We start from the raw sequence: 12,711 nt of genomic DNA, 5'->3' as shown, positions 1-12,711 counted from the left end.
GTCAGCACCTGTAGGACACCGTCACGGATCCGCCGGGCGAGACCGTCACGGAACCGCTCTGGCGGCCGAGGCAGAAGCCGGACGAACGCGACACTGACACGCCGCCCGTCTCCCCGGCGTCGAGATGACCGGCGCCTCCCGCCCGGACGGGCCCGGACGTGCCGGTCACCCGCCAGTTCACCGGGCCTCCGACCGCGGTGAACCTGACCGTGCAGGAGTCCTCGTCGTCCATGTCGCACCCCGTCACCCGCAGGGTGCCCGGCTTCGAGGGCTTCGGCGCCCGCGTCGTCGGTGAGGCCGGGGGGCTGGTCGACGGCGTCTTGGACGGGGACTTCGACGGCGACGGGGACTTCGACGGCGTCTTCGACTCGGTCGGGGACGGGGACGTGACCGTGGGGGACGGGTCGGTCGGTGTCTCCTCGGGCACGCGCGAGTCCTCGGGCGAGCCGCTGTCCCCGGGTGTCCGCGGACCGGTCGCCGCGGCGTTCGACCCGTTGTTGCCGCTGTTCAGCCAGGACATCGCGCCGCCGAACAGCACCAGGAGCCCGACGCCCACGGCGGCGGCCGCGAGCAGCGGCGCGCGCCGCCGGGGCGCCCGGTCGCGGGCGCGCGGGGCGGTCGGCTCGTAGGGGAGCGGCCAGCCGTACTCGTCGAACGGCTCGATCCACGCGGCGATCGCGCGGCGGTTGCCGGCGCGGTCCTCGGCGGTCGCGGCGGTCAGCACGTCCAGCCGCAGGTCGGTGGGGATCGCCGCGATCGGCAGCACGGTCAGCAGCCGGTCCGGCGGCAGCGGCGGCGTCTCCTGCCGCTCGCACACCGGGCAACTCGCCACATGCCGGACGAGCGACGCGGCCGTCTGCGGAGACAGCGGCCACGACTCGGCCAGCGACGCGACGGTGGGGCAGTCCTTCCAGTGGTTCTGCGCGATGATGGCGGCGCGCAGCGCGGTGGCGAGGTCCGCGCGGGCCTTCTCGACGAGCGCGAGCGTCTCCTCCAGCGGGATCCCGAAGACGCCGCACAGGTCGACCTCGTCCAGCTCATGCCGGGCGGACAGGTCGATCGCCTCGCGCTGCCGGCCGTTCAGCGCGGCGACCGCGCTGTAGGCGAGCAGCCGGCGCTCCTCGCGGCGGGCCAGCTGCTCGGGCGTCAGGTCGTCGTCGGCCTCCGGCGCCTCCTGGCCGGTGTGCCGGTTCGGGCTGTCGCGGCGCCGCATGCACTCCTTGCGCGCGATCGCGTACAGCCAGCCGCGCAGCCGGTCCGGCTCGGTGAGCCGTTCCACGTGCTCGCGGGCGGCGATGATGACGTTGCGCAGCGCGCCGGTCGCCTCGACCCGGTCGCGGAGCAGGCCGTGACAGTAGTCGTAGAGGAACGGCGCGTAGGTGTCGTAGACCTCGCTCAGAGCGATGACGTCCCCGGCTCGCAGCGTCTCCGCCAGCCTGAGGTCGTCGTTCCGCCCGGCCCCTGGCTCACCGGCCACGGGAACCCTCCCAGTCGAATTCGGTGGTGTTGTCGATCATGCCCCTGGTGAGCCCCGACGCCTGTCGGCCGACTCTGGTTGCCTGATCTTGCCACCAAGTTTCTGGAATTTCTCCCTGATGGGCGGGTTTCCGTGATGGATCCGGTACGCGGCGTGTCTGTCTCTCCTAGTCGGACGGCACTCGCCCGCTCAAAAGTGATCTAGGCCACACTTGATCACCAGTTGTTGCCGTTGCCCGGTCCTCCCCCGTCCGACGGGCACGACAGCGTCACGCTGCCGCGATCGCCGGTGGAGAAGAAGACCGTCCCGCTGCCGCCGGGGGGAGCGCAGTCCCCGGTCACCTGGACGTAGCTCGCCTGACCACTGCGGAGGGTCCCGCCGCCGGAGGCTTGGAGCCCGGCAGACGCGCCCGTGACCGCCCAGGTCACCGTCCCGTCTACGGCCCGTACCCACATTCTGCATGAGCCTTGGCCTGCTCCCTCGATCGTGCAGGAGCCCACCTTGAGATGCCCGGCCGCTGGCCTCTTCGTGGTCGGGCGCGGCTCGGGCGGGCGGGACGACGGTGTGCGCGACACCGTCGGCGTCGGGGTCGGGGAGGTCGTCGTGGGTGTGGGCGTGGGGGTGGCGCTCTTCGTGGGCGTCGGCGTATCCGACGGTTCCTCGGACTCGGGCGGCGAGGACGGGTCGAGCACCGTCGCCGACGTCCTGTCGGTCGGCCCCTGCGCGCTCGCCCCTCTACTGGGCGAGCCCGACATCACATAAAAGGCCCCCGCCACGACCACGATGACCGCGGCGGCGGCGGCCAGCGCCGGCCAGAGCGCGCGCGGAGTGCGCCGTTCGGAAGGCTCCCGGGCGGGTGTCCGGTCGGCGGTGTAGGGCCAGCCCCACTCGTCCAGAGGTCCGGCACGGTTCGCGATGTGGGCCATGTCCGCGGCCAGCGCGGCATCGGTGGCGGTGGCCATGACGTGCCCGCGCAGGTCGGTCGGCATCATCGCGACCGGCAGCACCTGCAGCAGCCGTGCCGCCGACACCGACCGGTCGCGCAGCGCCCCGCATGCCGGGCAGGACTCGATGTGCTGGACGAGGTCGCGCACGACCTGCGGCGGCAGCGGCCACTCCCCGCCGCCGGCGATCGCGGTGACGGCGGGGCAGGAGTCCTGCCCCGCGCGGGCGATGTAGGCGGCGGCGAGCGCGTCGTCGAGGCGGGCGTGGGCCGCCTCGGTCAGATCCGCGGCCTCCTGCGCGCCGAGGCCGAGGACGCCGCCGATTTCGAGGACGTCCAGGCCGTGCCGCAGCATGAGGTCGAGCGACTCGCGCTCGCGGCCGCGCAGCCCCGACAGGGCGCCGTGCACGAGCCGGCGGGCGTCCTCCCGCCGGGCGCGTTCGGCCTCGTCCAGGAAGCCGTCCTCGACCTCGGGCGCCTCGTGCCGCGTCGGGGGACGGTCCGGGTCGCGCAGCCGCCGCATGCACTCGTTACGGACGAGCGCATACACCCAACCGCGGAAACGCTCGGGTTCGCGCAGGACGGGCACGTGCGCGTAGGCGGCGATGAGCGCGTCGTGCAGCGCGCCGGCCGCCTGTTCCTGGTCGCGCAGCAGCGCGTGACAGTAGTCGTACAGGCGCGCCGCGTAGCGGTCCATGACCTGGATGAGCGCGCTGGGATCGCCTGCGGCCAGCGACCGTGCCAGGCGTTCGTCGTCCGCGCGATCGAGAGTGGGCCAACCGGACACAAGGTCCTCCCGCGGGCTGTGTTCGGATTCCGCGTCCGCATCATCAGGGACGGGCTGGAAGATCCAAGAAAAGGGAGCGACAAGACTTTCCCGCCGCCGCACCGGCGGCCACTTCCCCGTGACGAGCCGGGTGGGAAAGTAGGTCGGAGGCCCGACGGCCCCGCTCCCCGTCGGGCCTCCACTAGATTGACGATCGACTCCCGTGCCGGGTTCACAGCGACCGGCAGGAAAAATTCAGAAACTACCTGACGCATCCGTAAGATCACCGGAGAGTGATCATTGGATCCGGCGGGACAGCATCTTCAGGAAGATCCTGGAGATCTCCTGCCGGGTCTGCGCGACCTGGACGTTGCCGTTCGTCGCCGCGGCGATCTGCTCCAGCTCGCCCCGGTCCACGCCCTTGCCGAACCCGATCATGTTGACCTGGATCGGCTTGTTCGGGTCCTGCATGGCCTTCAGCTGCTTCAGCGTCTCCGCCAGCGTGGGACCGCCGTCGTCGTCGTTCTTGCCGTCCGTCAGCAGCAGGATCGAGTTGCCGAACTCCGGCTTGTAGGTCTTGTTCATCTCCTTGTACGCGGCCAGCATCGTCCGGTACAGGCCGGTGTCGCCGGTCGCCTTCGGCCGCATCTGGTTGAGCGCCGACAGGACGAGGCCGCGCCGGGTGTTGGACCCGATCCGCTCACCGAGCGAGCCGATCGGCACCGCCACCTTGTACGGCAGGTCGCCGTTCATGTTCGTGGAGAACAGCCACAGGCCGAGTTCGGTGTCGTTCGACATCATGCTGAGGCCGCCCTGCGACACCTGCGCGATGGCCTGCAGCCGGTCGACGTTCGGGCCGACCTTCTCCGCCATCGAGCCGGACACGTCGACCAGCGTCACCATGCGCAGCCCGAGCGACAGCTTCGCCCACGCCTGCATGACCTTCGCGACGTCCTCGCGCTTCGGCGCGGGCAACTGCCGCGGCCTGGCCGGGCTGACCCCGGCCGCCTGGGTGAAGCCGGTCGGCGCCTTGCCGTCCGGGGTGCGGAAGCCCAGCTCGTGGACGTCCTTGCGGGTGGCCTCGGTGGTCATCGCCTGCTCCAGCAGGCGGGCGCCCTTCTGCTTGCCGGAATCCTTGCTGGTGACGGCGAACGGGTAGTCCATCGACAGCGTGCCCTCGATCGGGTACAGCGCCACCGCCGGCTCGTCCGGCTTCGTCCTGTTGTACTGGAAGAGCGACTGCTCGGACGACAGCGAGATCGGCTTCTTGCCGCCGCCCTCCTTGCGGAACGCCGCGAACTCCGCCTCCACCGTGGGGACGGTGCTCTCCCGGACCGTCCGGACGATGCCGGTGAAGATCGAGTCGCGGTTGGGGTCGTTCGCCAGCAGCGTGCTCGTGACCATGAGCGAGCCCATGCCCGCCGCGTTCCTCATCGGGTCGGGCACGACCAGCCGCACCGAACCGGCCGGGATCATCTGGTTCTTGGTCACCGCGCCGCCCGCGACACCGCCGGCGGCCTTCAGCAGGTTGTCCCAGGACGGGCTGGCGGTGATGCCCTGCTGCTTCAACTGCATCGCAAGCGACCGCGGCAGCCCGATGACGATCGGGCTCGTCGCGACGGAGGTCTTGGTGGAGACGACGCCGCCCTGGTCGGCGCCCTTCTCGGCGTTCGACTGGGCCAGCGAGATCCACATGGACGAGTCGGGGATCCACACGTCCGGGCGCTCGTTCGTCACGGCCTGCCCGGACAGCAGGGTCGTCACCGCCGACGACTCGGTCTTCTTCACCGTCGCCTTGACGCACTTGCCGTCGACCTTGTGCTTGGTGTCGTTGAAGCGTCCGGCGGCCTTCTCCACGGCCGGCGCGATGTCGGGCGCCGCCGCGACGGACAGGTTCATCGCGTCGTCGCCGGAGCAGCCGCCGCCGCTCTCGGCGAACGCGTAGACGCCGACGCCGAGCAGCACCGCGAGACCCACCGCCCCGGCCATCGGCCCGATCAGCGCGGTCGCGCTGCGCTTGCGCCTGCGGCGCCCGTACTCGTAGCCGCCCGAACCGCCCCCGCCATAGCCGCCCGAACCGCCCCCGCCATAGCCGCCGGAACGCCCCGGACCACCGGGACCGCCGCCGTAACCGCCGGAGCCGCCCGAACCACCGCCGAAGGCACCGGGCGGGCCGCCGTCCGAACTCCGGATCGAGTCGTACTCGCTGTACCCGGTGCCGGCGAGCGGCGAGGATTCGGGCGGGGGGCCCTGCGGGGACGCGGAGCGCGGTTCACCCTGGGGGTGTCCACCGGACCGTCCGAGCCCGTAGCCGCCCGCATCGGAGGTGCCGCCGGAACCGTAGACCGGCTCCTCGGACGACTGGCGCGGCGTGAACCACTCCGGCGCCTCACCCGGCGCGCCGGGCGGCGCGCCCTGCGGCCCGGCCGGGGGCTGGGCGAGCGGCCCGCTCTGGCCGTCCCGCGGTCCGAACCAGTCGGACGACCCATCGTTGGCCGGGCCGAAGACGGGTCTGGACGGGTCGTAGCCGCCGTCCATCCCCTCGGGGAAGTCATTGCGATGACGTCCGCTCATGCCCTGCCCTCGATTCACCCGAAACCCGCCGATGCTCCCCGGCACTGTAGTAGTACGAACCAGAGGTTACAAAGAGATCAAAAGTGATAATGACGCAGGTCATCACCGTATGGCCTGACGATCCTGGCATTACTCTCAGCTCTCACATCCTGCGATCAAGCTGGTACGAACCGTCCGGTGGCCCGGCGGCGGCAGACTGGGGGCATGGCCGATCTGATCCCCGTCTCCGACCCCGCCGACCCGCGGATCGCCGACTATGTACGGCTCCGCGACGTGAACCTCCGCAAGAGCCTGGAGGCCGAGCACGGCCTGTTCGTCGCGGAGGGCGAGAAGGTGATCCGCCGCGCGATCGGTGCCGGCCACCCCGTCCGGTCCCTGCTGATGGCGCGCCGCTGGGCCGCCCCTCTCGCGGACGTCCTGGACGGCCTGGACGCCCCCGTCTACGTCGCGGACGACGCCACCATGGAGTCGATCACCGGCTTCCAGGTGCACCGCGGCGCCCTGGCGTCCCTCGAACGCCTCCCGCTGCCCCCGCTGAGCACCGTCCTCACCACCGCCCGCAGCCTCATCATCTGCGAGGACATCGTCGACCACACCAACATCGGCGCGATCTTCCGCTGCGCGGCGGCCCTCGGCGTCGACGCCGCAGTCCTCGCCCCCCGCTGCGCCGATCCCCTCTACCGCCGCGCGGTCAAGGTCTCCATGGGCGCCGTCTTCGCCCTCCCGTACGCCCGCATGACCGACTGGCACAACGACCTGGCCCTGATCCGCGCCGCCGGGTTCCAATTCCTCGCCCTGACTCCGTCCCCGGACGCGGAACCCATCGACGAGGTGAAAACGGCCGATCGCCGGGCGCTGCTCCTGGGCGCCGAGGGGGACGGTCTTTCGTCCCGCTGGCTGAACGAGGCCGATCACCGCGTCCGCATTCCCATGAAAGAAACGGCCCTGGCCCGCGGCGTCGATTCCCTCAATGTCGTGGCCGCCGCCGCAATAGCCTGCTACACCCTCACCAAAGATTGATCAACTGAGGGCATTTTTGAAAAGCGGATAATACGCACTCGCTCCGTTCTCCGCCCGGCCGGCCGGGCGCATCCACCAGTCATTTCGCCCTGATGGAGGGGTGGGGTGACCAGCACCGGGAACACCCGTGTCCGCGCCCGCGGCTTGACTCTCCTGGACCGCCCCCGAAGACCCGCAAGGCGATTTGCGTGCCCCCGGCCTTTCCTGTCCACCCGAGAAATTGGTCTGGCTGGATTGGCATTGCTTGACAACGGTGAAGAGACCATCGTCGTGGGCCGGTCGTCATTCCTGTGTGTACCCGGGACTCCCGTGACGGATGGGCCAGGTAACGGTGCGAACGTGACGCGGTGCGGTTACTTGCCGAACATGCCGCGGCGGGGGCGGCGGTGGGTTCCCCGCACGCGTTTCGCGGCGGCGGCCGGCGTGTGCCGCCGCCCGAGCCGCAGTTGGGTGAGCAGGAGCGAGAACGCGACCAGCAGGGCGGCGAGCCAGGCGATCTGCGTGCTCGCCATCCGCTCGAACGTGAGGTCCTGCGCGACGGGCGCCTTGTTGCCCTGCAACCGGCTCTGCGGCGTCCCCGACCCGGGCACCGGGCTCGGTGCGACCGACGGGCTGGGCGCCTGGATCTGCGGCAACGCCACCTCGGGGGGCTTGGCGTCGAATGAGGAGTTCGGTGTCGGCGGAACGTATCCGCTCGTGCTGGTCCCCGTCCCGGTGGACGACGACCCGCCACTGGACGAGGACCCGCCGCCGCCACCCGAGCCCCCGTGGGACGTCCCGGACGACGACGTGTGACTGGGTGACGGCTTGGCCGGCTTCTTGGTCGGCGTCGGCGTCGGCTTCTTCGTCGGTGAGGCGGTGGGCGACTTGGTCGGGGTCGGGGTCGGGGACTGCTCCGGCACGACGTAGGTGACGGTGGCGGTCGGAGTCGAGTCCTTCAGCCCGGTCGCACTCACGATCACGGTGACCGTCACCGTCACCGTTTTCTTCGTGGACTTGGGGACGGACACCGTCGACTCGACGTTCGCGGACTCGCCGCTCTTGAGCTTCTCGATGGTGCAGTCGGAGGCGTGGAACGGAGAGAGGCACCTGCTCTCGACCGTCGCGTCCGCCGACTGCGGGGTCGCCACGATGCGCTCGACCTTGATGCCGGAGACTCTGCCGTCCACGGCCTCGATGTGCGTCCGCAACGTCACCCTGTCACCGGGGCCCGCCTCGGAAGCATGCGGGCTGATGCTCACCGCGAGCCTGCCCGTGGTGGCCGGCCGGGAGGCGGACGGTGAGGCCGAGCCTGAGGGGGACGGGGGTGCGGCTATGGCTGATGTGCCGCCGGCGGCGAGGACGGCCGCCGCACCGAGACCGATGAACACCGGTTTGACCGCCGATCGGCAGAGCACTGCCGTAGCACCTCCGTCGCCTCGCCGTTGAGCGCCTGTGCCAGATATTCACTACTGAGGGATCGCCTCGGGAATCATGCGAACACGGATCACCGGGGCAAAGCAAGTCCATCCGGGGTCAGATGAACTCTTCCCGGACGTCCTCGATCTCCGCGCCGGGGGCCCACGCCTGCCAGATGCCCTGGTCGACGCGGTCGAGCCCGAGAGCCTCGGCGACCGGGGCCCGCCCGCCCATGTATTCGACGCGCACCCAGGTCTCGTGCTCGCCGACGATGACGAACCGCTCACCGCGCCAGCGGCACGTCGTCCGGACGTACCGGAGGTCCTCGACCTCGGACGCGGGGACGATGCGGCGGAAGCGTCCGGGCCGCAGTTCCTCGAACCCGTCCGTCGGGCCGGGCGCGTACAGCCTGACCTCGCCGTCGGCGCCCGGCGCGGCCTCGAAGTCGCGTCCGAGCCAGCGCGCGACGTACCCGTCCCGGATCACTGCGTGGCCTCCGTCCACCCGTCCCGGACCTCCGGACTCGGCTCCGGCCGCAGCCAGGCGAGCCGGTCGGGGTCGTACATCGCCACGAACCGCTCGGAACGGTCGCGGCCGAGGTAGTACATCTCCGCGCCGTACGGCAGCCGGACGCTGTCGACCTTGTATTCGCGGATCGACCCGGCGCTTCCCGGCGCGAAGCCGCCGCCCAGGAACGGCGGCCGCTCGATGACCCAGCCGGCCTCGCCCCAGGCGGCCATCTCCGCCTCGTCCTGTCCGCCGAACGGAACCCGGTACAGATCAGGGCAGTACGCGGGCCACCGGATGACGTACACGCCCTCGTCGGCCAGTGAGAACGACGAGTCGGCGTAGAGCAGCCCCAGTGCCTCGTACAACTGGACGGGCGTCTGCAGTTCGGCGACGTCCGCGGTCGAGTGGACGAAGCCGCCGACCCGGTCGTAGCCCTGCTCCAGGTACCAGGCGACGTGCCCGTGCGGGACGACCTTCTGCATGATCGTCGGGGCCGAGACGCGGTCGTCGGGGTCGGACGGCAGTTGCGCCGCGGACGGCTCCGGCCGCGGCGGCGGGAGCGGCACTTCGGGCCGCGCCGGGACGAGCCCGATCCGCATCGCCCACTCGCTGAGCGCCCGCACCTGGTCGCCCTGCAGCGACGCCCCGATGCGCGTCCCCGGGTTGAGCAGCATCGCCCAGTCGTCCCGGGGCCATGCGCCGATCAGCTCCCGGAAGTCCGCGTAGACGAACCGGGACTGCGGCAGCACCTCGCGCAGCCGCACCAGCGACGTGAACACCTGGACCGCCGACTCCCCGCGCAGCGCCGCGTCCCACCGGAACTCCCGCTGCATCGGCGTCACTTCGAGCGGCGCCTCATCCGGAATCGGCACGAGCACGTTCGCGTTGAGCAGCACCCGCAGGAACGCGTCGGGGTCCCCGCTCAGCGCGGCCTCGTAGAGTTCCTGGTCGACCCGGTTGCCCGGCTCGAACACCGGCTCCGGCTCCTCGACGGCCCGCAGGGCCCGCGGGCCGGGCACGGCCGCGGCCCCCTCCTGCCGGGCCTCGCCGGGATGTTCGGTGCCGGCCCCGCCAACGCTCCGCGCGTTGCCCGCGCCGTCGCCGGGTCCGCTGTCATGGAGTGCGCCCGGGTGCCGGCCGAACTCGTCCGTGCCGCGTTCACCGGCCTCGCCGGGTTGCGGGCCTTCGTGCGGCGCACTGGGCGTGCGTGGGGCGTCCTGTGCCGGGGCTTCCAGGCCCGCACCGGGCTCACCGTCGGGATCGGCGTCAACGTCCCCCGTCCCGGCCGCGCCCGCGCCGCCCGGAGCGGGCTCGTGTGCTGAGCCCGGGCGGCGGCTGAGGTCCTCCGTGCCGGGGCCGGTGGGCGTGCCGGCGATGCTGCCCTGCGCACCTGTGTGCGGCGAGCCGGGCATGCCCGCGGGCGGCTCCGGCGCTCCCGGTGTGTCAGGCGCGCGAGGGCCGGTGTGCGGCACCGGTCCACGTCCCGCGCCCGGCTCGCCGCCGATGTCCTGCGTGGGGGACGCGCCCGAACCGCCCGGCTCACTTCCGTGCCGGCCTCCGAGGTCTGCTGCGCCGTGCCCGCCCGCCGCCTCGGTGGCGATAACGCTGATCGGCACGCCTTCCTGGGGAACGCCCGGTATGCCGATGTCTTCCGTCGTACTGGACGGGTCAGGCGCCAGAGGCGCGTCGTGCGCCGCGGCTTCCGGGCTCGTGCCGTGCCGGACGTCCGGACCGGTGTTCGCGCCGCCCGCAAGATCCTGCGGCGGGCTGGACGCGCCTGCGCCGCCCGGAGCGGCTTCGTGGGCTGTGCCCGGGGCGGAGAGTTCGCCGGTGGGGTCGCCCGTTCCGGCGGGTGCGGCGCTGCCATGCGGTCGGCCGGGCATGCCCGTGTGGCGGCCTGGTTCTTCCGGGGCGCCGGACATGCCGGACGGGCGGGGGTCGCGGTGGGCCGTGGGTTCAGGGCTCGCTCCAGGCTCCCCGCCTGGAGCGGCGTTCGGGACGCTATCGGGCTCACTGGCGAGGCCCTGCGTGTGGAATGTGCCTGTGCCGCCCGAAGCGGGGTCGTGAGGAGTGCTTGGGGGGAGGCTGGAGGGCTCACCGGTGGTACCGGTGGGATCTTCCGTTTCGACAGGTGGGGCGCTGTTCTGCGGCCCGCCGGACGCTTGCGGGGTGGGGTGGGCCGTGGGTTCACGTCCTGCCGCAGGCTCATCGCCTGAACCGGGGTTTGCGAGATCGATCGGCTCGCTGGAAACGCCCTCGGCGCCGGCCGGCGGGAGACCGGGCTCCGCTGGGGCGGGGCCATCGGGTGTACCGCTGCCCAGTGCTTCTTCGGCGGGGAGGCCAGCGTGGCGGCCGGGCCGGGCCGGGCCGGGCAGGTCGGGCGCGCGGTGTTCCGCCTGGGGCACTCCGCCCGGAGGCGTCGTGGGCTCAAGGCCCGGCCCGCCGGCTGGACCCGAGCTGCTCGGTACGGGGGGCGGGCCCGCATCGCTCGGAGCGTCCTCGTGCGGCGTGCCCGCGTGGCGTCCCAGGGTGCCGTGCCGCTCGTCGCCGGCCGAGGGGACGGCGGGGGCCACCGGGACCGCCGGGGTCTCCGGGGGCGGGGGCGTGGACGCCGACGGCGGGGTCGCCGGGCCGCGCAGGGTGCGGATCTGGTCGCCCGGCATGGACGCGTCGATCGGGGTCCCGGGGTTGAGGACGAGCGTCCAGTCCGTGTCCGGCCAGGCGGCGATCATCTCGTGCAGGCTCGGCATGATGAAGCGGGACGAGCCGATGGCCTCGTTCATCCACCGCAGGGACGTGAAGACCTGGATCGACGTCCGCCCGTGGACGGGGACGGGGCGCCACGGGAAGTCGGGGTCGCCGGGGACGATGCCCCACGGGGTGTCCGCGTCGGCGGGCACCAGGACCTGGGCGCCGAGAAGGAGCGTGTAGAAGGTGTCGGTGTCGCGTCGGCGGGCGACCTCGAAGAGGCGCTGTTCGATGTCGTTCTGCGGTTCGAAGCGGTCCGTCATGCGCTGGGCGGCGCGCTGGTCGGCCCAGGTCGCGAGGCCGGGAAGCTGCTGGGCGTGGACGGTCCCGCCGGCGGGGGAGCCGGAGTTGATGGCGAGCAGCCAGTCGTGGTTCGGCCAGTAGCGCAGGGCGACGGTGAACGGCAGCTTGATGTACTCGGCGCCCGGGCCGGACGCCTCGGTGAGGCGTTCGGGGGAGGTGAAGACCGGCACGACCGTGGCGCCGTCCACCTCCCGGGTCTGCCAGGGGAAACCGGGACGGCCCGGACGCAGCGCGTAGTCCATGTCGTCCGGGACGGGCAGCAGGACGTCGGTGTCGGCGAGCGTCTGCAGGAACAGGTCGTGGTCGTTGTTCGCGGCGGCCCGCAGCAGTTCGCGTTCGACGTCGTTGGCGGGCTGGAACTCGGGGCGCGGCGACCGGCGGGGCAGGTCGCGGTGCTGGTCGCGGAGTTCCTCCCAGGGGGCGGGCGCGCGGCCGACCCGGGGCGGGCGGCCGTCGCCCTCGGCGACCTGGCGGACGAACCAGGCCGGCAGCCGCGCCTCGATGGGCAGGACGGTGCCGGCGCCGTGGGCGGGCGCGTCCACGGCGAGCCACCAGCGGGCGTCCGGCCAGGTCTCCGCGAGGTCGCCGAACCGGAGCGTCATGAAGTGCCGGTAGGACGGTCCGAGACAGGCGCGCATCGCCGACGCCGAGGTGTAGGCGAGGACGTGGACACGGCCGTCCTCCTCCTGGGTCGGCCATGGCGGCTGCGTCTCGTTGGCGAGGACACCGTCCACCAGATCGGGCGCGACGGGGACGACGAGTTCGCTGTCCGCGAGGAGGCGGAAGTAGCCCTCCTGGTCCCCGGCCCGTACGGTCTCCTGCAACCGGTGCTCAAGCTCCGACGTGGGTCGCCACGCGTCGGCCACGGTCGCCACCCCCTGTTTCCTCCGTGCTCGTCCCCGCGCGACTGCTTACGCTACATGGGCGAACAGGACCAAAAAGCATATTCACCTGACTGTCCGCGGTGGTTCG

General features: G+C 72.2%; 7 protein-coding genes. 1 reads left to right on the top strand and 6 read right to left on the bottom strand.

Translation table 11 applies throughout. The features are described from left to right. Position 1: 1 nt before the first annotated feature. From ACQP1N_RS25840 to ACQP1N_RS25830, 3 genes are all read right to left on the bottom strand, one after another. On the bottom strand, positions 2-1,477 hold the full coding sequence (locus ACQP1N_RS25840; protein WP_433227193.1) for an RNA polymerase sigma factor: 1,476 nt from the start codon (positions 1,475-1,477) through the stop codon (positions 2-4). Between the two features lie 215 nt (positions 1,478-1,692). Next, a complete protein-coding gene (locus tag ACQP1N_RS25835) occupies positions 1,693-3,207 on the bottom strand; it encodes an RNA polymerase sigma factor (RefSeq protein WP_433227191.1) in 1,515 nt (504 codons plus the stop codon). 276 nt (positions 3,208-3,483) lie between these two features. After that, positions 3,484-5,760 carry a substrate-binding domain-containing protein gene (locus ACQP1N_RS25830; RefSeq protein WP_433227189.1) on the bottom strand — a complete coding sequence of 759 codons (2,277 nt, stop codon included), beginning with the start codon at positions 5,758-5,760 and terminating at the stop codon, positions 3,484-3,486. 204 nt (positions 5,761-5,964) lie between these two features. On the opposite strand from ACQP1N_RS25830, the gene ACQP1N_RS25825 reads away from it, so the two are divergent. After that, complete coding sequence (locus ACQP1N_RS25825) at positions 5,965-6,780, top strand: TrmH family RNA methyltransferase (protein WP_433227187.1); 816 nt, start codon at positions 5,965-5,967, stop codon at positions 6,778-6,780. A gap of 353 nt (positions 6,781-7,133) precedes the next feature. Here ACQP1N_RS25825 and ACQP1N_RS25820 read toward each other — a convergent pair whose 3' ends face one another. The 3 genes from ACQP1N_RS25820 to ACQP1N_RS25810 form a co-directional block, all read right to left on the bottom strand. Then, positions 7,134-8,177 carry a hypothetical protein gene (locus ACQP1N_RS25820; protein ID WP_433227185.1) on the bottom strand — a complete coding sequence of 348 codons (1,044 nt, stop codon included), beginning with the start codon at positions 8,175-8,177 and terminating at the stop codon, positions 7,134-7,136. Between the two features lie 118 nt (positions 8,178-8,295). Next, the gene (locus tag ACQP1N_RS25815) at positions 8,296-8,664 is read right to left on the bottom strand and encodes a hypothetical protein (protein ID WP_067793651.1); all 369 of its coding nucleotides are present in this window, start codon (positions 8,662-8,664) and stop codon (positions 8,296-8,298) included. Continuing rightward, positions 8,661-12,614, bottom strand: coding sequence for an SseB family protein (locus ACQP1N_RS25810; protein WP_433227183.1), 3,954 nt, complete (start codon positions 12,612-12,614; stop codon positions 8,661-8,663). The genes ACQP1N_RS25815 and ACQP1N_RS25810 overlap by 4 nt, the downstream gene beginning before the upstream one ends. Positions 12,615-12,711: the final 97 nt, after the last annotated feature.

The sequence above is a fragment of the Actinomadura formosensis genome (assembly GCF_050948385.1).
GTDB classification, from domain to species: Bacteria; Actinomycetota; Actinomycetes; order Streptosporangiales; family Streptosporangiaceae; genus Spirillospora; species Spirillospora formosensis.
The sequence above is the reverse complement of the archived record's forward strand: the minus strand, read 5'-3'. Positions and strand labels throughout refer to the sequence as shown.